Genomic DNA, 21,109 nt, shown 5'->3' on the forward strand with positions numbered 1-21,109 from the left:
TCAGGGGTGGATGAGCTGCCGGAGCACATGGCCGCCGGCGAGCGCGTCCATGGCCTCGTTCACGTCGGCGAGCGCGACCTCACCCGAGACGAGTCGCTCGACGGGCAGTCGGCCGGCCCGCCAGAGGTCGACGTAGCGCGGGATGTCGCGTGACGGCACCGACGAGCCGAGGTAGCTGCCGACGACGGTGCGCGCCTCGGCGGTGAGGGTGAGCGGCGCGATGGTCGAGGTCGCGTCGGGGCGCGGCAGGCCGACGGTCACGGTCGTGCCGCCGGGGGCGGTGGCGGCGAAGGCGGTCTCGAAGGCGCGCGGATGCCCCGCCGCCTCGATCACGGCAGGCGAGCGGATGCCCCGGGCGGCCAGTTCCTCGGGCGTGTACGTCTCGGCGGCACCCGCCTGCCTCGCCGTCCCGAGCTTGTCGGGCAGCGCATCGACGCCGATCACGGGGTGACCCAGCGCCACCGCGACGAGCAGCGCGGCCATGCCGACCCCGCCGAGTCCGACCACCATGACCGTCTCGCCCGGCGCGGGTCGCGCGGCGTTCAGCACGCCCCCGCCGCCGGTGAGCACGGCGCAGCCGAGCAGCGCGGCGACGTCGGGCGGCACGTCGGCGTCGACGGGCACGACGGACGCGCGGTCGACCACGGCGTGCGTGGCGAACGCGGAGGCGCCGAGGTGGTGGTGGAGGTCCTGCCTGCCGGCCGGGCCGGCGCGGTGCAGCCGGCGCTCGCCGCCGAGCAGCGTGCCGGCGGCGTTCGCCGCGCTGCCGCGCTCGCACGGCAGGCGCCCGTCGGTCGCGCAGCCGGCGCATGCACCGCACCGGGGCAGGAACGTGAGCACGACCCGGTCGCCCGGCGAGAGGTCGTCGACCGCATCGCCCGCGACCTCGACGATGCCGGATGCCTCGTGCCCGAGCACCATCGGCGTGGGGCGCACCCGGTTTCCGTCGACGACCGACAGGTCGGAGTGGCAGATGCCCGCAGCCTCGATGCGCACGCGCACCTCGGTCGGCCCGGGATCGTCGAGCGACACCTCCTGCACCGTGAGCGGGCGCGACGCGGCGAACGGGCGGGGTCGGTCGCACGCCTCGAGCACGGCTGCCGTGATCTCCATCGACCCCTCCCGGTTCCGCCCGGACCTCCCTCGGACCGGTGCGGGTTCCTAACATACCGAACAGTCGGAATGTTCGCATGTCGGTGCTCTCGATTATTCTGCATTGTGTGCAACGACAGCCCGACGCTCCGCGGCGGCGAGACGTGCGCGTGAGCGAGGGCATGGCCCCGATCGAGGAGCGCCTGCACACCGCACGGCACGTCGCCGGCGACCCGCGCGAGGCCCGGCATCGCGGTGAGCCCGACGTGCGGCGCGACGCGTCCTCCGACGCGCGCGGCACGGACGGCGACGCGGCGACCCGGCGACGCGACGAGCGCACGCGCGCACGCCGCGCCGTGATCCGTGACGCGGGCCTGCACGGCTACGAGGAGCGGCCCGCCCTGCCGGCGGCCCCGCGCGGCCGCCGCGGCCGTCGCGCGCGCGGCGACGAGGGCACCGACCACACGATCGGCTGACCGAGGGCAGCGGATGCCGCCCGCATCCGTTCCTGCCGTCGATCGGCGGAATCCGGACATCGCGTCCTCCGCCCCACGCGCGGCGCCCGAACGCCGAGTAGCGTCCGATTCGTGACACACGGCAACACCGGCGCGATCGCACAGGCGCCCTCCACACCCGGCAGCTCCGGGGCATCCCCTTCGCCCGCATCGGCCAACGCGACAGGCCCCGGCCGCCTCTCGGTCGCGCTCCAGTTCGTCGGCATGGGGCTGATCTGGGGCGCCAGCTTCCTCTTCATGAAGGTCGCGCTCGACGGCGTGAGCTACTCGCAGGTCTCCTGGTCGCGGCTCGTGCTCGGCGGGTTGACCCTCGGCATCATCGTCGCCGTCATGCGCCCGCGCGTCGGCGCCGGCCCCGTGCTGCCGCGCGAACCGATGGTCTGGGTGCACTTCACCGTGATCGCCGTCACGTTCTGCGTGATCCCCCACACCCTGTTCGCGTGGGCCGAGCAGTACGTCACCTCGAGCCTCGCGTCGATCTACAACGCCGTCACGCCCATCGCGACCGCGCTCATGGCCACGCTCGCGTTCCGCGTCGAGCGGCTGACCACCCTGCGCTGGGCGGGCGTCGGCGTCGGCGTGGTCGGCGTGCTCGTCATCATCGGGCCCTGGCAGGTCTCCCTCGGCGGCGAGCTCGCCGGCCAGCTCGCGTGCCTCGGCGCGGTCGTCTGCTACGGCTTCAGCCTCGGCTACACGAAGAAGTTCCTCAGCTCGCGGCCGATCGCGCCGACCACCTTCGCGTTCCTCAACATCGGCATCGCGGGCGTCATCATGGCGCTGCTCACGCCCGTGGTCGCGTGGCAGCCGGTCGACCTCGACCTGACGATCGTGCTGAGCCTGCTCGCGCTCGGCGTGCTCGGCACGGGTCTGGCCTACATCTGGCAGGTGAACGTGCTGCGCGCGTGGGGTCCGACCGCGATGTCGACCGTCACCTACGTCACGCCCGTCGTCGGCGTCGTGCTCGGCGTGCTGCTGCTGCACGAGCGGTTCGGCTGGCACGAGCCGGTCGGCGCGGTGCTGGTGCTCGTGGGCATCCTGCTCGCGCAGGGCCGGGTCGACGCGCTGCTGCGCCGCCGGGCCATCGCGGCGGGCGCGCCGGCGGCGCCCGGTCGCTGAAACCTGGGACGGCGCATCCACCCCGACTCGCTAGGGTCGTGTGCATGGCTGAGATCCGCCCCGACGACCAGGCCGCTGCGATGACGGAGCTGCTGGGCATCCGCTCGAGCATCGACAACATCGACGCGGCGCTGATCCACCTGCTCGCCGAGCGGTTCAAGTTCACGCAGAAGGTCGGTCGACTGAAGGCCGAGCACGGCCTGCCCCCGTCGGACCCGGAGCGCGAGAAGCGCCAGATCGCCCGCCTGCGCGCCCTCGCCGTCGACGCGCACCTCGATCCGGCGTTCGCCGAGAAGTGGTTCAACTTCGTGGTCGCCGAGGTCATCCAGCACCACGAGCAGATCGCGGGCGAGGCGACGGATGCCGCGAGCGAGCCGGGCTCCGACGCATGAGCTGGTACCCCACCGCGCTCCCACCCCTCGGCGGGCGCACGTACCTCGTCACCGGCGCGAACGCCGGGCTCGGGTTCTTCACGAGCGCGCGGCTCGCCGGCGCGGGCGCGCACGTCGTACTGAGCGGGCGGAGCCCGGAGCGGCTGGCCGCGGCCGTCGCCGCGATCCGCGAGCGGCTGCCGGAGGCATCCGTCGACACCCTCGTCATGGACGTCTCGTCGCTCGACTCGGTCGGCGCCGCCGCGTCGCAGGTGCAGTCGTTCGACCGCCTCGACGGGCTGGTGCTGAACGCCGGCTCGGTGCATCCGCCCCGCGCACGCGAGGTCTCGGCCGACGGCCACGAACTCGTGCTCGCCACCAACCACCTCGGCCACTTCGCCTTCGTCGCGCAGGTGCTTCCGGTGCTCGAGCGGTCGGATGCGGCGCGCATCGTCTGGCTCGGCTCGCTGTCGTCCCGGCTCAGCGGGTTCGACCTCGAGGGCCTGCAGCTCGAGGACTCGTACGACTTCTGGACCGCGTACGCGCACTCGAAGATCGCCGCGCAGTCGACGGGCTTCGAACTCGCGCGCCGCCTCGAGACGGCGGGTTCGTCGGTGTCGAGCATCGTCGCGCACCCGGGGTACTCGATCAGCGGCCGCACGCCGTACGTGCCCGGGGTGAACGAACCCTCGGGCGCGACCCGGTTCGCCGACAACCTGCAGGCGCCGTTCACGCAGGGGAAGCACCGCGGCGCGGCGTCCGTGCTCGTCGCGGCGGCGGCGCCGGAAGCCGGCAACGGCGACTACTGGGGCCCGCGCTGGTGGACCAAGGGCGTGCCGACGCGCCACCGTCCGGCGCGCACCTCGATCGACCGGGCGATCGCGTCGCAGCTGTGGACGCGGTCCGAGCAGTGGACCGGGCAGACCGTGCCGGTGGCCGGGTGAGCGGGCCGCGATGACCGACCGGGAGTCGCTGGGCGGCCGGCTGTGGTCGGCGTTCCGGACGCGCGCCGCGGAGGTGCTCGTCGTCGTCGGCGCCGTGGTGGTGGTGCTCGCGCTCGTGACCTCGCGGTTCGGGTTCATCCTGGTCGGGCTGATGGTCGTGGTGATCGGGGCGGGCATCCGCGCGCGGACGACCCGCGGCCAGGAGCCGGACCCGGAGCCGAAGCGGCGCCGGTCGCGTCGAGGCGGCGACGCCGCGGACGGGAGCGGCGCATGATCAGCCGGGAACTCGGGCTCGCCCTGCGCGAAGCCGGACTCGTGTGGCACCCCGCATCGGGCGACCGGTTCCAGCTCGACCTCACCAGCGACGTCGAGCCCGAGATCGAGGCGGACGTGTTCACGGTGAGCGACATGACGATCGAGCCGCACGACTACTCGACCGGCACCATTCTCGGGTTCAACGGCACGACCGAGTGGGCGCTCGACTCGGTCGACCTGGCCGACGCGGTCTGGCTGCCGCGCGAGGACCAGCTTCGTGAACTGCTGCGTGGCACGTTCCGGTCGCTGCGCCGCCTGGAGGACGCCTTCGAGGTCGAGATCGAGCTCGCGGGCGAGCGCCTCCGCTTCGAGCACCCCGACCCCGCCGAGGCCTACGGGCTCGCGCTGCTCGAGCTGGTCGGCCGCACCCGCTGATCCGTGCGCCCGCCCCCGGCCCCGGCGGCGCCCGCCCGCGCGCCCTCGCTCCGCCGGCCCTCGCCCCCGCGGTTCCGCGCCCCCACCGGTCCCCTCCCGCGGGTCCCCGAGTCGTCATGAAGTGTCGCTATCCGCGCCAGGAGGCGACAGTTCGTGACGACTCGGCGAGCGGGCAGGGCGCGGGGGGCGGGTCTGTCTACGATCAGGGCATGGCGGATGCCGCTGATGCCGCGATCGTACGAGCGCGGGGAGCTCTCGTGGCCGCGCGCGAGGCGCTCGTCGCCGCCGACGCGCGCGACGAGGCGCTCGCCGTGTTCGAGCCGTCGCGCCGCGTGCTCGGCATCGCCCGCAAGCCGAAGATGCGCCCCGTCGGGCGGGTCTGGCGGCTGGGCGTGCTGCTCGTCGGCACCGACGGCACGCTGCACGCGACGGGCGAGGTGACCCGCGCCACGCCGCCCGGCCGGGCCACGTTCCAGGCGAACTCCGCCGAGGTGCGCCGCGTGTACCGGGCGGCCGCGTTCGACGGGCCGTTCGCACGCGACGAGACCGTGAACTTCCACACCCGCGAGCTCCCGCTCGATCCGGCGGCGCTCGCCGCATCCGACGGCCCCCTGCTGCTGCGCGACGGCGAGCTGCTCGTGCGCTGGAACCCCTCCTTCGACGACGCGGTGATCCCGTTCGACCGCTACCTCGCCGACCGCCTCGACCTGCTGCTCGACCCACCCGAGGGCGCCTGACCTCATCGGCGAACAGACGCGCGACCGGTGAGGTGGGTGGCGGGAGGATGCGGGCCGGCTATGCGCCGCGGAGGGCGAGCGCGGCGCTCACCCAGCGCGCGTAGGCGTCCCACGGATCCTCGACGCCCGCGCGCAGCGCCGCCACGTGCGCGCCGAGCTCCGCGTGCTGCTCGAACCACTCCGTGCCCGGGATGCGGTGCGCCGCGAACGTCGCGTGCCGGCGCTGTTCGAGCGCGCGTCCACCGCGCTCGAACGCGAGCACCTCGTCGTGCGGCAGCGCCGCGAACCGCCCGCGCGGATTCGACGTCGTGCCGATCTTCACCCGGTCGTCGAACCGCAGGTAGTACACGACCTCCACCCGCGGCGTCCCGCCCTCGCCGTCGGGCACGTCGCCGACGCGCCACTCGCACGTCGCGCACACCCACCCCGACGGGTACCGCACGCCGACCCGGCCGCCGCACGCCCGGCACGGCCCGGGCAGCAGGTCGGTCACGCCCACGTCGCGCGCGACCCAGTCGTACGCGGCGAGCAGGTGCCGCGTGCAGAGCGCCACGGGCGCCCCCGGCTCCACCCTGCGATCGCACGCGCGCCCCGAGGCATCCGCCGCCCAGCACCCGCCCGAGCTGCGCTCTCCCACGCCGGCACCGCCCACGCCGTGCTCGCCCTCGCCACCCATGCGCGCACCCTACGCCGGCCCGCCGACGCCACCCGCGTCGCCCTCCCCCGGCCCGGCCCGTGCGGACCGTAGGACGACACGCCGTCGGCCGCAGCCGGCCGCGGCGTGTCGGGCCGGATCTCCTGTATTCGGCACGCGAGCACGCCGGTACGCAGGCATGCCGGCACTCCGGCACGCGGACACGCCGGCACGCCGCACGCCGGCACGCCGGCGTACATCCGAGCCCTCATCCGCCGAGGCTGGGAATCCGGGGTGCATCGGCGGCCGTGACCGGGCGCAGACGTACGCTGGAACCAGTGGACCGCCGCAGCGGCGCGCCCGTGACGACGCGGCATCCACGACCCCGATGCGGGAGCCGGTTCGGTATCCGGTGCTCGCGAGGAGGTGGGGTCGATGGACGCGAACGCGACGCAGGCGCTCGAGGCGCCGCGACCGGATCGGAAGCCCGCGAACAGCGACTTCACCGACCTGGCCCGGATCATGCGCGACGAGGGACTCCTCCGCCGCAGGTACGGGTACTACTGGACCAAGCTCATCGCGGTGCCCGTCATCATGGCGGCCGCGATCACCGGCTTCGTGCTGCTCGGCGACACCTGGTGGCAGCTGTTCACGGCCGTGCTCTTCGCGTTCCTGTTCACGCAGGTCGCGTTCCTCGGGCACGACGCCGCGCACCGGCAGATCTTCCGCTCCGGTCGGTGGAACGACTGGATCAGCATCGTGCTCGGATCCCTGTTCATCGGCATGAGCTACGGCTGGTGGCAGCACAAGCACACCCGCCACCACGCGAACCCGAACCGCATCGGGTCCGACCCCGACATCGACCTGCCCGTCGTCGCCTTCACGCCTGAGCAGGTGCGTCGCCCGCGGCCCGCGATCCTGCAGTGGCTGATCGCGCACCAGGGGGTGTTCTTCTTCCCCATCCTGCTGCTCGAGGGCATCTCGCTGCACGCCTCGAGCGTGCGCCGGGTGTTCGTGCGCGAGCACCTCGCGCGCCGCGCCGCCGAGGCCGGCCTGCTCGCGGTGCGGCTGCTGGGCTTCCCGGTGCTGGTGCTGCTCGTGCTGTCGCCGGGCAAGGCGGCCCTCTTCCTGGCGGTCGAGCTCGGGCTGTTCGGCGTCTACATGGGCATGTCGTTCGCGCCCAACCACAAGGGCATGCCGCTCGTGCCGAAGGACCTGCGGCTGGACTTCCTCCGCCGCCAGGTCATGATGAGCCGCAACATCCGCGGCTCGCGCGCGATCGACTTCCTGATGGGCGGGCTCAACTACCAGATCGAGCACCACCTGTTCCCGTCGATGCCGCGGCCGCACCTGCGCCGGGCGGCGCCGATCATCGCGGAGTACTGCCGCAAGAAGGGCGTGCCCTACGTGCGCACCGGCCTCTGGCACAGCTACGGCATCGTGCTGCGCTACATCAACCGCGTCGGCCTGGGCGAGCGCGACCCGTTCGAGTGCCCCCTCGTGGCGCAGCGCGCCGCCATCTGCTGAGGCGCGCCGCGGCGGTCCGGTGCGCGGGCGAGTTCGTGCGTGCCGGCCGGGGCCTGCCGGCGCGCAGGTGCCTCGCAGCGCCGGTCCGGCGCCGGCCCGCGGCCGGCATGTGCGAAACGAAGGACGACACGCCGGCCGTGCGGGTGCGAGCCCGGCGTGTCGGGAGGAACGTCCTACGTGCGGCGCACACGGCCGGGTCCGGCGTGTGCGAAACGGAGGATCACGCGCCGGCGGACGGCCGCGAGCCCGGTGTGTCGGCAGGAACGTCCTACGTTCGGTCCACCCGGCCGGGTCCGGCATGTGCGAAACGAAGGACGACACGCCGGCCGTGCGGGTGCGAGCCCGGCGTGGCGGGGAGGATCTCCTACGTTCGGCCCGCCGGCGACCCCGTCAGAACCCGAACGGCGTGATCGCCGCGAGGGTGCCGTCGCGCAGGCCCTCCAGCACGGCGCGCTCGTGGTGCACCACGCGATCGGGCAGCGCGGCGAGCGGGAACCACTCGAGCGCGTCGGCGGTCTGCTCCTGCAGCGACGGATGCCCCGCCCAGCGCCGGCACGAGAACGCGAAGTCGACCCGCTGGTCGGCGGCCGCATCCGACCCCGCCCTGCGGTGCAGGGTGGTCAGGGGCACGAGGTCGGATGCCTCGAGGCCGACGCCGATCTCCTCGGCCGCCTCCCGCACCGCGGCGTCGACGGCCGACTCCCCCGGGTCGACGTGCCCCGCCGCGGACGCGCCCCACCAGCCGTCGTAGAACCCCGTGCCCGCGCGGCGCTGCAGCAGCACGCGCTCACCGCCACCGTGTCCGTCATCGTCGAGCAGGAACACGTACGCCGCCGGGATCAGGGCGAACCGCCCGTGCGCCGCGGCGTACTCGGCGGAGTACCCGCGCGGGCCGTCGTCCTCGGGCTCGCCTGCACCGGTCACGGGCTCACCCGCCTCCGGCACGACCGCCCGCCCTCAGTGCCCGACGACCGGCCCGAACGCGTCGGCCAGCGGCGCGCGGTGCGTGCCGCGCAGCTCGTCGATCGACACGGTGAACGCGTCCTGCACCTCGAGCGAGCCCGAGGCGGCATCCGTCACGCCGATGCGCGCGACCGGGTAGTCGCGGCCCTCGCACAGCCCGCGGAACTTCACGTCGTCCTCGCGCGGCACGGTCACGATCACGCGGCCCTGCGACTCGGAGAAGAGGGCGGATGCCACGTCGACGCCATCGCGGTCGAGCACCTCGCCGAGCACCACGCGGGCGCCGACGCCGAAGCGCAGCACGCCCTCCGCGAGGGCGGACGCGAGCCCGCCGTCGGAGAGGTCGTGCGCCGAGTCGATGAGGCCCTCGAGCGAGGCGGCACGCAGCAGGCCCGCGAGGCGCTCCTCGCCGGGCAGGTCGACCACGGGCGGGGTGCCGCCGAGGTGGTCGTGCACGACGCCGGCCCACGCCGACCCGTCGAGCTCCTCGCGCGTGATGCCGAGCAGGTAGATGTTGTGTCCGTCGTCCTGCCAGCCCGACGGGATGCGGCGGGCCACGTCGTCGATCACGCCGAGCACGGCGACGACCGGCGTCGGGTGGATCGGCACGTCGCCGGTCTGGTTGTAGAACGAGACGTTGCCGCCGGTGACGGGGATCGCCAGCTCGAGGCATCCGTCTGCCAGCCCCTCGACCGCGTTCTTGAACTGCCACATGACCTCGGGGTTCTCGGGGGAGCCGAAGTTCAGGCAGTCGGAGACGCCCATCGGCACGGCGCCGGTCGCGGCGACGTTGCGGTACGCCTCGGCCAGCGCGAGCTGTGCGCCGGCGTACGGGTCGAGCTGGCAGTAGCGGCCGTTGGCGTCGGTCGCGACCGAGACGCCGAGCCCCGACTCCTCGTCGACGCGGATCATGCCCGCGTCGTCGGGCGAGGCGAGCGCCGTGTTGCCGAGCACGTAGTGGTCGTACTGGTTGGTCACCCACGAGGCGTCGGCGAGGTTCGGCGAGCCGACGAGCTGCAGGAACTGGTCGCGCAGCTCGTCGGGCGAGGTCGGGCGGGGCAGCGCGGTCGCCGAGTCGGCGTTCAACGCCTTCAGCCACCTGGGCTTGCGCACCGGACGGTCGTAGACCGGGCCGTCGACCGCGACCGTGCGGGGGTCGACGTTCACGATCTCCTCGCCGCGCCAGGTGATCGACAGGCGACCGGTGTCGGTGACCTCGCCGAGCACGCTGGTCTCGACGTCCCACTTGCCGACGACCTCGAGGAAGCCCTCGAGCTTCTCGGGGCGCACGATCGCCATCATGCGCTCCTGGCTCTCCGACATGAGGATCTCCTCGGCCGTGAGCGACGGGTCGCGCAGCAGCACCTCGTCGAGCACGATCGACATGCCGCCGTCGCCGTTGGACGCGAGCTCCGAGGTCGCGCACGAGATGCCGGCCGCGCCGAGGTCCTGGATGCCCTCGACCAGGTCGCCCGCGAACAGCTCGAGGCAGCACTCGATGAGCACCTTCTCGGCGAACGGGTCGCCCACCTGCACCGCGGGGCGCTTGGTGGGGCCGCCTTCGGCGAAGGTGTCGGATGCGAGGATCGACGCGCCGCCGATGCCGTCGCCGCCCGTGCGGGCGCCGAAGAGCACGACCTTGTTGCCGGCGCCCTTGGCGTTGGCGAGGTGCAGGTCCTCGTGGCGGAGCACGCCGACCGCGAGGGCGTTGACGAGCGGGTTGGCCTGGTACACCGGGTCGAACCAGGTCTCGCCGCCGATGTTCGGCAGGCCGAGGCAGTTGCCGTAGAAGGAGATGCCGGAGACGACGCCGTGCACGACGCGCGCCGTGTCGGGGTCGGAGATCTCGCCGAAGCGCAGCGCGTCCATGACCGCGACCGGGCGCGCGCCCATCGAGATGATGTCGCGCACGATGCCGCCGACGCCGGTCGCGGCGCCCTGGAACGGCTCGATGTAGCTGGGGTGGTTGTGCGACTCGATCTTGAACGTGACCGCCCAGCCCTCGCCGATGTCGAGCACGCCGGCGTTCTCGCCCATGCCGACCATGAGGTGCTCGCGCATCTCGTCGGTGACCTTCTTGCCGAACTGGCGCAGGTACTTCTTCGACGACTTGTACGAGCAGTGCTCGCTCCACATGACCGAGTACATCGCCAGCTCGCCCGAGGTGGGACGCCGGCCGAGGATCTCGCGGATCTCGTCGTACTCGTCGGGCTTCAGCCCGAGCGCGGCGTACGGCTGCTCCTTGTCGGGGGTGGCGGCAGCGTGCTCGACGGTGTCGAGGGTGGCCGTGGTGGAGACGGTATCGGTCACGTGGGAGACTCCCGGAACGAGCGGATGCCGGGGGCGGATGCCGCGCCGGACGCTGACGCGTCGATCCTACCGCCGACGCGCCCGAACGCCGGTGTCGGGCGGCGGGCGCCGGCCGCTCTCGGCGTGCGCACAACCGGCGTGCAGCGCGCGTTCAGCGCGCACCGGTAGCGTCTGGAACAGCATGGCGGCGGTGGCCCTACGGCCCCGCCGTTCGTCGTGTCCGCAGGGTGCGGGCCGGGTGCCCGCGGTGCGGGCCGTGACGGAGCCGGGAGGTGTCGCATGGAGTGGTTGCAGTCGGTGTTCGCCGACTTCCAGTGGAGGTCGTGGATCGGACTCGTGCTCGCCGTCGGGCTCTCGATCGGCGCGAGCCTCGTGTTCAGCTGGCTCGTGCAGGGTGGCATCCGCTTCGTCGCCAATCGTGACGACTGGCCGGCCATGCTCGCCCGCCGCCTCACCCTGCCGCTGCGCGTGACCGTCTTCCTCGTCGGCGGCTTCGTCGCGCTCGCCGTGACGATGCCCGAGCGCGAGTGGCGCGCCGCCGCCGAGCACGGCCTGAAGATCGCGCTCATCGCGAGCGTCGCTTGGCTGCTCGGCTCGCTCGTCATGTTCGTCGCCGACCTGTCGACCGCGCGCTACCCGCGCGACATGGACAACCGGCACGTGCGGCGCCTGCACACCCAGCTGCAGGTCTTCCAGCGCGTCGCCATCGTGATCATCGCCGTGGTCGCGGTCGGCGCCATCCTGCTCACCTTCCCCGACGTGCAGACGATCGGCGCGTCGATGCTCGCGTCGGCCGGCCTCGCCTCGATCGTCGCCGGCCTCGCGCTGCAGTCGGTGCTCGCGAACCTGTTCGCGGGCATGCAGCTCGCCGTCACCGGTGCGATCCACGTCGACGACATCGTGGTCGTCGAGAACGAGTGGGGCCGCATCAAGCGCATCACCCTCAGCTACGTCGTGGTCGAGGTGTGGGACTCGCGCACCCTCGTGCTGCCCTGCACCTACTTCACGACCCAGCCGTTCGAGAACTGGACCAAGGAGGGCAACGAGCTCCTCGGCACCGTCGACTTCGACCTCGACTGGCGCGTCTCGACCACCCGCATGCGCGAGCGCCTCGAGCAGATCACCGCGCACTCCGAGCTCTGGGACGGCCGCACGTCGATCCTCCAGGTGCTCGACGCGGTCGGCGGGCTCGTCCGCATCCGCTGCGTGATCAGCGCCGCGGACGCCGCGAAGCTCTACGACCTGCGCTGCCTCGTGCGTGAGAAGCTCGTGCTCTGGGTGCAGGCCGAGAACGCCGCCGCACTCCCCGTGCAGCGCTTCGAGTACGTCGACCCCGAGGCCCCGGCCCCGCTCGTGCTCACCGAGCCGATCGCGGTGGTCGACAGGGCGGTGGATGCCGCCGAGGGCATGTTCTCCGGAAGCCCCGAGGCCGAGGAGCGGGCCGCCGTGTTCACGCAGACGCTCGACGTCGAGGCGGTCGAGCGCGAGCTCGCCCACGAGTTCGGCTACGTCGGAGTCGACCGCGAGCGCGAACTGGTCGCGTCGACCGGGGCGATCCACAAGGTCGCCGGTCGTGGCGGCGAGGGCGTCGACTTCGGTTCGGCCGACGGCGGTTCGGGCGGCGAGGGCGGTCGCTGACGCGGGTGCCGGCAGGGCGAGCGGATGCCCCGCTGACGCGAGCCGGGTCGGGGCGTCGGCTGACGCCGACCGCTAGGAGCGGCCCCCGGGCGGGCCGATCACGAGCAGCGCGCTGAACACGACCGCGACGCCGACCACGCCGAGCACGACCGTGGTCACGGGGCGCGCGAGCGCGAGGCGGAGCATCCGCTCGACCCACCGCTGATCGCGCGGGTCGTCGCCGGCCTCGCGTCGCCAGCCGCCGTCGAGCCGGCCCGTGCGGTCGGCCCAGATGTCGAACGGAATCGTCGCGTACGGCACGATCGCCGAGACGAGCCCCGTGAGCGTCACGCCCCAGTGCCAGCGCTGGTTCACGGCGACGACCACGACGCACACCGCGTAGGCGAGGAACACGAACCCGTGCAGCCCGCCGCCGATCGAGATGCCGAGGCGGCTGCCGTCGAAGCCGTACGCGATCACCATGCCCGCGATCAGCAGGGTCCAGGTGATCGCCTCGGCGATCGCGAGCGTGCGGAAGAGGATGCGCGGGGTCACGGTGCTCCAGGGGTCGGGGTGCCTCCATCCTCCCTGCTGAACCCGAGACCCGTCGAATCCCTGCGCTCTGGGCGCTGAGAGCGCAGGGAATTGACGGGTCTGGAGTCGGGCGGCGGTGCACAGCGGATTCGAGCGGCGGCGAGGGGTTGCCTAGGCTGGGACGGCACCCGACGCACCCGACGGAAGGACCGCATGGACGACCTCACCGGAACCGAAGAGCTCGAAGTACTCGCCGCACTCGACGGATGGTCGCACCTCTGGGCATTCCTCATCGCCCTCGGCATCTCGCTGCTCTTCGGCGTGATCGTGGTCGTGATCGCGCGGGTGATCCTCGCGCTGATCCGCCGCAAGAAGGACTGGCCCGAGGCCCTCCGGCAGCGCGCCGAGTGGCCGTTCCGGGTGACGATCCTGCTCATGTCGCTGATGGTCGGGTTCGTCTTCTTCCCGGTCACGGAGTGGGTGCCCGAGATCATCCACTGGCTGGGCATCGGGCTCATCGGCTCGGGCGCCTGGCTGGTGTGCCAGATCTTCCTCTTCATGGTCGACACCGGCGTCCGGCGGTACCGCATCCAGGAGTCCGACACCGACACCGCGGCGCGCATCCGCACCCAGCTGCAGATCGTGCGCCGACTCGTGGTCGCGGTCATCGTGGTGGTCGCGGTCGGGTCGATCCTCGTCACGTTCCCGTCGGTGCGCGCGGTCGGCGCGAGCGTGCTCGCGTCGGCGGGCATCGCCTCGATCGTCGCCGGCCTCGCCGCGCAGACCGTGCTCGGCAACGTCTTCGCCGGCGTGCAGCTCGCCTTCAGCGACGCGATCCGCGTGGGCGACGTGGTCGTCGTCGAGGGCGAGTGGGGCCGCATCAACCAGATCACGCTGAGCTACGTCGTCGTCGACATCTGGGACCAGCGCTCCCTCGTGCTGCCCTGCACCTACTTCACGAGCCAGCCGTTCGAGAACTGGACCAAGACCGGCAAGGCCCTGCTCGGCACGGTCGAGTTCGACCTCGACTGGCGCGTCTCGACGACGGGCATGCGCAAGGAGCTCGACAAGGTGCTGTCCGAGACCGACCTCTGGGACGGCGTCGCGTCGGGCATCCAGGTGACGGATGCCACGGGCGGCTACATGCGCGTCCGCGTGCTCGTCAGCGCCGAGGACTCGGCGAAGATGTGGGACCTGCGCTGCCTGATCCGCGAGGAGCTCTCGGAGTGGATGCGCGACGAGGACCGCGACGCACTGCCGCTGCAGCGCGTGCTGGTCGGCAACTCGGATGCCCCGGGGGCACCCAGCGAACGGGCGCAACGCGTGCCGCAGGATCGCACCGGCCTGTTCTCTGGCACGCCCGAGGCGCAGGCTCGCGCCGACGCGTTCAACTCGAAGGTCGAGGTCGTCGATGCCGAGCGCGTGCGGGTCATCGACCCCGAGGCGCCCAAGGGCGGCGACCCGACCGGCGCTGAGCACCGCGAGGGCGACGCCGACGGGGAGGGCGAGGGCTCGCGCTGACCCGCGAGGCCGGCCCCACGGCGCTCAGCCGAGCAGCTTGGCCTTCGCGGCGGCGAACTCGGCGTCGCTGAGGATGCCGGCGGCCTTCATGTTCGCGAGCTTCTCGAGCTCGGCCATGAGGTCGCCGCCGCCCGCCGCGGCAGGTGCGGCCGGTGCCGCCGCGGGCGCCGCCTGCTGCGCCTGCATGGCGTTCAGCTGCGCCTGCATCTCGGCGACCTGCGCCTGCGACTGCTGCTGTTGCTGCGCCGCCATCTGCTCCTCGGCCGCCTGCTGCTGCTGCGCGTTCCAGCGGTTCGCCTGCCGGTGCTGCACGCCGCCGGCGACGGCGCTCGCCGTGCCCGCGACGACCGCGGTGCGCGCCATGGTCCCGATGAGTCCGGGACGTCCGATCCTGCCTCGCATGAGGTTCCCCCTGTCTCCTGCCCGCCGCGGCGGACGCTCAGCCCTCGTCGGGCACGGTCGCGAGGATCTCGTCGACGACGGGACCCGGGATCCGGACGGTGTCGACGAGCGATCCGCCCGCGGCGGTGATCGCGTCGCGCAGCGGCTTCACCCAGACGTGCTCGAAGGCGAGGATCGCCGCGGCGCTGCCCGGGGCGATGCTCGCGGTGAGCATCTCGACGTCCTCGTCGGAGACGAGTCCCTCGACGCGGTCGATCACGCCGCCGAGCGCGGCGACGTCGTCGTCGTCGACCTCGGCGATCTCGATGAGTTCGACGGTGCCGTCGTCGGCCTTCATGGCCACGAGCCCGTCGACGATGCTGATGGTGCCCGCGGCGACCAGCCGCTCCAGCTCGGGGAGTATGGCGCCGGTGAACTTCCCCGTGAATTCGATGACGACGATCTCGATCGGACCAGAACCCATGACGTCCCCCTCGGTGTCGGTTTCCCCGATGCCGAGCCTATTGAGGGGTGCTGGCGGGGGCAAGGGTCGAAGGGCCCGGGTGCCGGCGGCGGATGCCTCGCGGCGACGGACCTCGCCGGCCGGAGGCATCCGCTCAGTCGTCGAAGTCGACCGAGGTGCCCTCGACGAGGCGCACGGAGATGTGCGTGGTGTCGATGCCGGCGTCGTCGAACGCCTGCTGCAGGTCGTCCGTGTCGGGCGCGGGCGACGGGCCCTCGACCTGGGCGACGAGCGTGTCGTTGTGCCACGTGACCGAGGTGACGATCCAGCCCGCCGGGTGCGCCCACTGCTGCAGCTCGTGCTGCACCTGGCTGGCCAGCAGGTTGTCCTGCAGCTTGACGAGGCCCGACAGGGTGAGGATCACGAGGATGGCCGCGCCCATCGTCGACAGCACGATGATCGTGCTGCGGCGGCTGCGCGAGCGCACGGCGTCCACGCGCGCGTTGGCGCCGACGCGGCTGCGACCGTAGATGGACATGACGAACATGCCCGTGCCGATCATGGCGGAGACGTTCGTCAGGAACAGCACGAACGACCCGAACGCGTCGTTCCACGCGCCGGACTCGAGCGTCACGCCGACGACCGACAGGGGCGGCACGAGCGAGATCGCGATCGCGACGCCCGGCAGCGTGTCGGAGATGTCGCGCCGCACGAGCGCGATCGACCCGACGGCGCCGGTGGCGAGCGCAGCCAGCAGGTCCACGAGCCCGGGCGACGAGCGCGCCGCCACCTGCGCGTTGTTGGTCGCGTCGATGTCGTAGACCATCACCAGGCCGAGCAGGAACCCGATGCCGACCGCGACGACCGCACCGCCGATGAGCAGCAGCATCGATCGGCGCAGGTTGAGCCGGTCTCCGAGCACGCTCGCGAGCATCACGCCCTGGATGGGCAGCATGAGCGGGGCGACGATCATCGCGCCGATCACGGTCGCGGTCGAGTCGGCGACGATGCCCGCGGCCGAGATGATCGACGACAGCACCAGCAGGATCCAGTACCGGCTGACCTTGCGCTGCCGCTCCGGCCCGGCGAAGAAGACGGCGTCGCGCATCTCGCCGAGCTCGTTCAGCTCGGACCGCTGTCGTTCCCCAGACGCCATCGGATGCCCCCAATGGCCCCGATGGTACGCCGGTGTGTGTGCGGCCTGCCAGCCTGTCCGACCTCCACCCGCCGCCACGGGCCCCGCGGCGGGCGGCCTCGACGCCGCTGCCGCGCACGCCGCTACCCTGTCCGCATGGACGACATCCGCGCCGAGCTCGAGTCGCACATCGCCCTCGTGCCCGACTTCCCCGAACCGGGCATCCTGTTCCGCGACCTCACGCCGGTCTTCACGCGCGCCGAGCTGTTCCGCGGCATGGTCGACGCGATGGTCGAGCCGTTCGCAGGCCGCTACGACGCGTTCGCCGGCATCGAGGCGCGCGGGTTCCTGCTCGCGGGCGCCGCGTCGATGCGCACGGATGCCGGTGTGCTGGCCGTGCGCAAGGCCGGCAAGCTGCCCCGTGCGACGCTCGCCGAGTCGTACGCGCTGGAGTACGGCGTGGCGCGCCTCGAGGTGCACGCCGACGAGCTCGACCCCGGCGCGCGCGTGCTCGTGCTCGACGACGTGCTCGCGACCGGCGGCACGGCCGCAGCGACCTGCTCGCTCGTCGAGCGCGCCGGCTGGGAGGTCGCGGGCGTGGCCGTCGTGCTGGAGCTCGAGGCGCTGGGAGGGCGGTCGGCCCTCAAGGGCCGCGAGGTGTTCAGCCTGCTGCAGGCGTAGCGGTCCGGGAACCCTGCGTCTACTCGCGCCCCTCCTCGAGCGGGATGAGCATGGTGCGGAACCCGCCGGGCGTCTCGTGCAGCCCCCAGATGCGCTCGGCGACGTCGTCGATGCCGTTGGGGAGCTGGAGCTTCGGGATCCCACCAGGAATGACGAGCTGCACCACGCGCACGCCCTCCTCGGCGAGGGCGTGGTGCAGCATCTCGCCGTACGCGCTCTCGGCGGGGAACGCGACCGACGTGCCCGAGAACCCGGGCCGTGCCTGCACCGACGTGCCGCCGTTGATCAGGATGATCGTGCCGTCGCCGGCCTCGCGCATCGCGGGCAGCACTGCGCGGGCGGCAGTGATCAGCCCGAGGGCTGAGAAGCTCAGCGCCTCGAGCGCGAGCTCGGGGGTGAGGTCGAGCACGGGCTCCAGGTACGTGCGGGACGGCAACGGGCTGTACTGCAGCACGTCGATCGGCCCGAGGTCGGCCGCCGCCTGCGCGAGCGCGGCCTCGAGCGACGCGGCCTCGCGCACGTCGGCGGCGTACCCGCGTGCGGTCACCCCGCCCTCGCCCAGCTCGGCGGCCAGCGCATCGAGCTTCGCCTGGTCGCGCGAGATCAGCGCGACCTGGAACCCCTCGCGTCCGAACCTGCGGGCGACCGCGGCACCGAGACCGGGCCCTGCTCCGACGATGGCGATGGTGGGCATGGGCTACCTCCTCGTAGGCGTGGACCGTCCCGACGATACCGCCACCCCGCACCGCGCGGGCCGCCCGGGCCGAAGCGGGTCTCCGGGTTCAGGCGATCGGATGCCGGTGGACGTCGGTCTCGAGCGTGACGCCGTTCAGGTCGAGGTAGAGGCGGCGCTCGGTGACCGAGACGGTGAGCTCGTTGCGGCGCTCGAGGTGCGCGGTGGCGGCGTCGAGGAAGCCCGGGTCGAACGAGTACAGGGCGAGCTCGTCGACGCGGTGGATGCGCTTGCCCGACCACTGCGCGGCGACCTTGGCCGGGTCGCGGTGCGTGTAGACGGCGGTGCGCTCGGCCTGCATGCTGCCGGTGTGCAGGCGCTCGGCGTCGGGCGCCCCGACCTCGATCCACGCCGTGATCGACCCGGTGAGGTCGCGCACCAGCACGGCCGGCAGGTCGGTGGCCGAGACGCCGTCGCTGAAGGCGATGCCCTCCTCGTACTCGAGGCAGTACGCGAGCACGCGCGTGAGCATGAATGCGTCGGTCTCCGAGGGGTGCCGGGCGACGCGCAACGAGAGCTCCTCGTAGACGCCGCGGTCGACGTCGGCCAGGTGCACCGTGAACGTGTGGACCGTCGCGCCTGTCGCCATGGGATGCGAGCCTACGCGCTCGCCGCGGGGGCGGCGGACAGGGCCTCGTCGACGGCCCGGGCCGCCGCGGCGAAGCGCGCCCGCTCGACGTCGTCGTAGTCGTGGGCGGCGACGGATGCCACGAGCCGGGCCGCCTGCTCGCGCACCGCCTCGCCCCGCTCGCCCGCACCGGTCTGCAGCGCGACGTCGTGCAGTAGCTGGAACATCCGCGCTGCGACGACCGGGTCGCCCGCGCCGTACCGGCGCGGCTGCTCGAGCGCCACCTCGAGCAGGTCGGTGAAGTCGTGCGTGCGGTGCACGAGGCGCGGCACGCCGTGCTCGTCGACCAGCGCGGCGGGCTCCGGGTCGAGCCGCGCGATCGCGCACAGCAGCGCCGAGAGGTGGCTGAGCGCGTGCACCGCGGTCGTCGGGTCGTTCACGCCGGGCGAGAGCGCACGCGCGGCGATGTCGACGAGCTGGCGGAGCCCGAACCCGATGTCCTGCGCGGCGGTGCGCTCGTAGCCCGTGTCGTGGGCGGCCACGACGGCGTCGGCGATCTCGGACGGGTCGCGCTCAGGGGCATCCGCTCGGCCCTCGCTCACCATGCTGCGCGGCCACCAGTCGGCCAGCGGCGTGCCCTCGATGACGCTCGAGCCGATCGCGCGGCGCTCGGCGATCACGATGTCGAAGCGCTCCGCGGCCTCGATGAGGGCGTGGCGGTCGACGCCGGTGAGGAATCCGGAGCGACGCGCGGGCACGGTCGTGGCCGTCGACGGCCGCTCGGGCGCGGCCCCGACGCCGTCGAGCTCGGTGGCCTCGAGCAGGTCGATCGTGCGCTGCGTCTCGCGGTGCACGTCGCGCATGATCGTCTCGACGCGCAGCTGGCGGGCGAGGTGGGCGAGGAAGAAGACCAGCACGATCACGCTGGCGAACGTGAGCACGCTCGCGAGGGTGACCGCGATGCGCGGGATGAACGGGTCGCCGTTCGCGTCGTCCACCGTGCGCAGCACCGTCAGTGCGTAGGCGAACGTGGCGAGGAAGAGCGCGAGCGTGCCGTGCACCATGCGGTCCTGCGCGAACAGGCGCAGCACGCGCGGCGACGCCTGGCTGCTCGCGAGCTGCAGCGCGACGACCGTGAGCGAGAAGGTCAGCGACGTGGCGGTGATGAGCGAGCCCGCGATGGCCGAGAGCACCGCTCGTGCCGAGTCGGTGCCGCCGCCGAAGAGCACGGCCTCGAGGGCCGCCGGGAGGTCGGGGTCGACGGCGCGGTCGATCGCGGGGATGGCGAGGCCGGCGACGACCGCGGCCACGACAGCGACGGTCGGCACGGGCCAGAGCCGGGTGCCGAACGCGTCGGTGAACGCGGCCCACCTGCGGAGCATCCGCCCCCTGCCGGCATCCGATCGGCTCGCTACGGCCACGGCACCTCCTCGTGTCGGTGCTGCCGATCGTACCGGCCGACCGCGGGTCAGATGCGAGCGAGCGCGCGCGAGATGACGCTCGTGAAGAAGTCGAGGCCGTCGACGCCCGAGCGCATCGCCTCGGGGGTGTCGGGGCCGAAGCCCGGCTCGACCGCGTGCTCGGGGTGCGGCATGAGGCCGACCACGTTGCCGCGTGCGTTGGTGATGCCCGCGATGTCGCGCAGCGACCCGTTCGGGTTCACGCCGACGTAGCGGAACACGACCCGCCCTTCGTCCTCCAGGCGGTTCAGGGTGTCGTCGTCGGCGATGAACCCGCCCTCGCCGTTCTTCAGCGGGATGGTGATCTGCTGGCCGAGCTCGAAGTCGCCGGTCCAGTCGGTCGCGGTCGTCTCGACCGTCAGCACCTGGTCGCGGCAGATGAAGTTGCCGTGGTCGTTGCGGATGAGCCCGCCCTCGAGCAGGCGCGCCTCGGTGAGCATCTGGAAGCCGTTGCAGATGCCGAGCACGGGCATGCCGTGCCGGGCCGCGTCGATGACCTCGGCCATGATCGGCGACAGGCTCGCGATCGAGCCGCAACGCAGGTAGTCGCCGTAGCTGAAGCCGCCGGGCAGGACGAGCGCGTCGACGCCCTCGAGGTCGTGCGACCCGTGCCAGAGGGCGACCGGCTCGGCGCCCGCCAGGCGCACCGCGCGCTGGGCGTCGCGGTCGTCGAGCGAGCCCGGGAAGGTGATGACGCCGACGCGCATGGTCAGTGCGTCTCGCCCGCGGGGGCGTCGTAGCCGACCCCGTCGTGCGCCTCGGGCGCGGTCGCGGCAGCCTCGGCGATCTCCGCGTCGGTGAGCGACACGTCGACCGTCTCGCTGTCGGTCTCGTCGGCCGGCGGCGCGGTCACCTCGTCGTCGCCCCAGTGGATCGCGACGACGTCCTCGATCACGCCGTTCGAGAGGATGTCGGCCGCGATCTGCTCGATGTCGGCGCGCACCGCGTCATCGACGGGACCGTCGACGGTGAGCTCGAATCGCTTGCCGATGCGCACGCCGGTGACGGCCTCGTGACCCGTGCGGGAGAGGGCGCCGGCGACGGCCTTCCCCTGCGGGTCGAGCAGCTCGGCCTTGGGCATCACGTCGACGACGATGGTGGGCACCGTGGTTCTCCG

At 72.9% G+C, this 21,109-nt stretch carries 23 protein-coding genes and 1 pseudogene; 11 read left to right on the forward strand and 13 right to left on the reverse strand.

Annotated elements, in window-relative coordinates; translation table 11 throughout:
* Complete coding sequence (locus QMG39_RS08925) at positions 1–1,113, reverse strand: alcohol dehydrogenase catalytic domain-containing protein (protein WP_281884156.1); 1,113 nt, start codon at positions 1,111–1,113, stop codon at positions 1–3.
* 149 nt (positions 1,114–1,262) lie between these two features.
* Between QMG39_RS08925 and QMG39_RS08930 the strand changes: the two genes are divergently transcribed.
* The 7 genes from QMG39_RS08930 to QMG39_RS08960 all read left to right on the forward strand — a co-directional run bounded on the left by QMG39_RS08930 (position 1,263) and on the right by QMG39_RS08960 (position 5,465).
* Positions 1,263–1,568: a hypothetical protein gene (locus QMG39_RS08930; protein WP_281884158.1), complete on the forward strand. Its 306-nt coding sequence runs from the start codon at positions 1,263–1,265 to the stop codon at positions 1,566–1,568.
* Between the two features lie 111 nt (positions 1,569–1,679).
* Positions 1,680–2,723 carry a DMT family transporter gene (locus tag QMG39_RS08935; RefSeq protein ID WP_444979318.1) on the forward strand — a complete coding sequence of 348 codons (1,044 nt, stop codon included), beginning with the start codon at positions 1,680–1,682 and terminating at the stop codon, positions 2,721–2,723.
* Between the two features lie 44 nt (positions 2,724–2,767).
* Positions 2,768–3,115, forward strand: coding sequence for a chorismate mutase (locus QMG39_RS08940; protein WP_281884159.1), 348 nt, complete (start codon positions 2,768–2,770; stop codon positions 3,113–3,115).
* Complete coding sequence (locus tag QMG39_RS08945; protein WP_281884161.1) at positions 3,112–4,038, forward strand: SDR family NAD(P)-dependent oxidoreductase; 927 nt, start codon at positions 3,112–3,114, stop codon at positions 4,036–4,038. Before QMG39_RS08940 ends, QMG39_RS08945 begins: the two co-directional genes overlap by 4 nt.
* A gap of 10 nt (positions 4,039–4,048) precedes the next feature.
* Positions 4,049–4,312 (forward strand): hypothetical protein, encoded by a 264-nt coding sequence (locus tag QMG39_RS08950; protein ID WP_281884163.1) that lies wholly within the window; start codon positions 4,049–4,051, stop codon positions 4,310–4,312.
* Positions 4,309–4,728: a pilus assembly protein CpaE gene (locus QMG39_RS08955; RefSeq protein ID WP_281884165.1), complete on the forward strand. Its 420-nt coding sequence runs from the start codon at positions 4,309–4,311 to the stop codon at positions 4,726–4,728. The genes QMG39_RS08950 and QMG39_RS08955 overlap by 4 nt, the downstream gene beginning before the upstream one ends.
* Positions 4,729–4,937: 209 nt before the next feature.
* On the forward strand, positions 4,938–5,465 hold the full coding sequence (locus tag QMG39_RS08960; protein ID WP_281884167.1) for a hypothetical protein: 528 nt from the start codon (positions 4,938–4,940) through the stop codon (positions 5,463–5,465).
* A 58-nt stretch (positions 5,466–5,523) separates the two neighbouring features.
* Here QMG39_RS08960 and QMG39_RS08965 read toward each other — a convergent pair whose 3' ends face one another.
* Entirely contained in the window at positions 5,524–6,141 is a 618-nt protein-coding gene (locus tag QMG39_RS08965) for a GIY-YIG nuclease family protein (protein WP_281884170.1), read from the reverse strand.
* Positions 6,142–6,534: 393 nt separating this feature from the next.
* Between QMG39_RS08965 and QMG39_RS08970 the strand changes: the two genes are divergently transcribed.
* Positions 6,535–7,626 (forward strand): fatty acid desaturase family protein, encoded by a 1,092-nt coding sequence (locus QMG39_RS08970; protein WP_281884172.1) that lies wholly within the window; start codon positions 6,535–6,537, stop codon positions 7,624–7,626.
* Positions 7,627–8,016: 390 nt separating this feature from the next.
* Here the strand turns inward: QMG39_RS08970 and QMG39_RS08975 are convergent, their stop codons facing one another.
* Together QMG39_RS08975 and purL are read right to left on the reverse strand one after the other, a co-directional pair.
* Positions 8,017–8,550 carry an NUDIX domain-containing protein gene (locus tag QMG39_RS08975; RefSeq protein WP_281884174.1) on the reverse strand — a complete coding sequence of 178 codons (534 nt, stop codon included), beginning with the start codon at positions 8,548–8,550 and terminating at the stop codon, positions 8,017–8,019.
* Positions 8,551–8,583: 33 nt separating this feature from the next.
* Positions 8,584–10,899 (reverse strand): phosphoribosylformylglycinamidine synthase subunit PurL, encoded by a 2,316-nt coding sequence (gene purL, locus QMG39_RS08980; protein ID WP_281884175.1) that lies wholly within the window; start codon positions 10,897–10,899, stop codon positions 8,584–8,586.
* Between the two features lie 279 nt (positions 10,900–11,178).
* Between purL and QMG39_RS08985 the strand changes: the two genes are divergently transcribed.
* Positions 11,179–12,537 (forward strand): mechanosensitive ion channel family protein, encoded by a 1,359-nt coding sequence (locus QMG39_RS08985; RefSeq protein ID WP_281884177.1) that lies wholly within the window; start codon positions 11,179–11,181, stop codon positions 12,535–12,537.
* A gap of 72 nt (positions 12,538–12,609) precedes the next feature.
* On the opposite strand, the gene QMG39_RS08990 is transcribed toward QMG39_RS08985, so the two are convergent.
* Positions 12,610–13,071, reverse strand: coding sequence for a DUF3817 domain-containing protein (locus QMG39_RS08990; RefSeq protein ID WP_281884180.1), 462 nt, complete (start codon positions 13,069–13,071; stop codon positions 12,610–12,612).
* Between the two features lie 192 nt (positions 13,072–13,263).
* Between QMG39_RS08990 and QMG39_RS08995 the strand changes: the two genes are divergently transcribed.
* Positions 13,264–14,571, forward strand: coding sequence for a mechanosensitive ion channel family protein (locus QMG39_RS08995; RefSeq protein ID WP_281884182.1), 1,308 nt, complete (start codon positions 13,264–13,266; stop codon positions 14,569–14,571).
* Positions 14,572–14,595: 24 nt separating this feature from the next.
* On the opposite strand, the gene QMG39_RS09000 is transcribed toward QMG39_RS08995, so the two are convergent.
* The 3 genes from QMG39_RS09000 to QMG39_RS09010 all read right to left on the reverse strand — a co-directional run bounded on the left by QMG39_RS09000 (position 14,596) and on the right by QMG39_RS09010 (position 16,571).
* The gene (locus QMG39_RS09000; protein WP_281884184.1) at positions 14,596–14,934 is read right to left on the reverse strand and encodes an SHOCT domain-containing protein; all 339 of its coding nucleotides are present in this window, start codon (positions 14,932–14,934) and stop codon (positions 14,596–14,598) included.
* 76 nt (positions 14,935–15,010) lie between these two features.
* The gene (locus QMG39_RS09005) at positions 15,011–15,436 is read right to left on the reverse strand and encodes a DUF6325 family protein (protein WP_281884186.1); all 426 of its coding nucleotides are present in this window, start codon (positions 15,434–15,436) and stop codon (positions 15,011–15,013) included.
* Between the two features lie 133 nt (positions 15,437–15,569).
* Positions 15,570–16,571: a DUF389 domain-containing protein gene (locus tag QMG39_RS09010; RefSeq protein WP_281884188.1), complete on the reverse strand. Its 1,002-nt coding sequence runs from the start codon at positions 16,569–16,571 to the stop codon at positions 15,570–15,572.
* A 135-nt stretch (positions 16,572–16,706) separates the two neighbouring features.
* Between QMG39_RS09010 and QMG39_RS09015 the strand changes: the two genes are divergently transcribed.
* Positions 16,707–17,231: an adenine phosphoribosyltransferase gene (locus tag QMG39_RS09015; RefSeq protein ID WP_281884190.1), complete on the forward strand. Its 525-nt coding sequence runs from the start codon at positions 16,707–16,709 to the stop codon at positions 17,229–17,231.
* A gap of 19 nt (positions 17,232–17,250) precedes the next feature.
* Here QMG39_RS09015 and QMG39_RS09020 read toward each other — a convergent pair whose 3' ends face one another.
* The 5 genes and pseudogenes from QMG39_RS09020 to purS form a co-directional block, all read right to left on the reverse strand.
* Positions 17,251–17,925 (reverse strand): SDR family NAD(P)-dependent oxidoreductase, encoded by a 675-nt coding sequence (locus QMG39_RS09020; RefSeq protein ID WP_281884192.1) that lies wholly within the window; start codon positions 17,923–17,925, stop codon positions 17,251–17,253.
* A gap of 88 nt (positions 17,926–18,013) precedes the next feature.
* Positions 18,014–18,553: a YaeQ family protein gene (locus tag QMG39_RS09025; protein ID WP_281884194.1), complete on the reverse strand. Its 540-nt coding sequence runs from the start codon at positions 18,551–18,553 to the stop codon at positions 18,014–18,016.
* An 11-nt stretch (positions 18,554–18,564) separates the two neighbouring features.
* Positions 18,565–19,953, reverse strand: a complete 1,389-nt coding sequence (locus QMG39_RS09030; RefSeq protein ID WP_281884196.1) for a DUF2254 domain-containing protein — start codon at positions 19,951–19,953, stop codon at positions 18,565–18,567.
* Between the two features lie 47 nt (positions 19,954–20,000).
* The gene (purQ, locus tag QMG39_RS09035) at positions 20,001–20,699 is read right to left on the reverse strand and encodes a phosphoribosylformylglycinamidine synthase subunit PurQ (RefSeq protein ID WP_281884198.1); all 699 of its coding nucleotides are present in this window, start codon (positions 20,697–20,699) and stop codon (positions 20,001–20,003) included.
* A gap of 164 nt (positions 20,700–20,863) precedes the next feature.
* Positions 20,864–21,097: pseudogene (purS, locus tag QMG39_RS09040) on the reverse strand (phosphoribosylformylglycinamidine synthase subunit PurS); the annotation flags it as partial.
* Between the last annotated feature and the right edge of the window lie 12 nt (positions 21,098–21,109).

It is taken from the genome of Agromyces rhizosphaerae (assembly GCF_027925245.1).
In the GTDB taxonomy this organism is placed as follows: Bacteria; Actinomycetota; Actinomycetes; order Actinomycetales; family Microbacteriaceae; genus Agromyces; species Agromyces rhizosphaerae.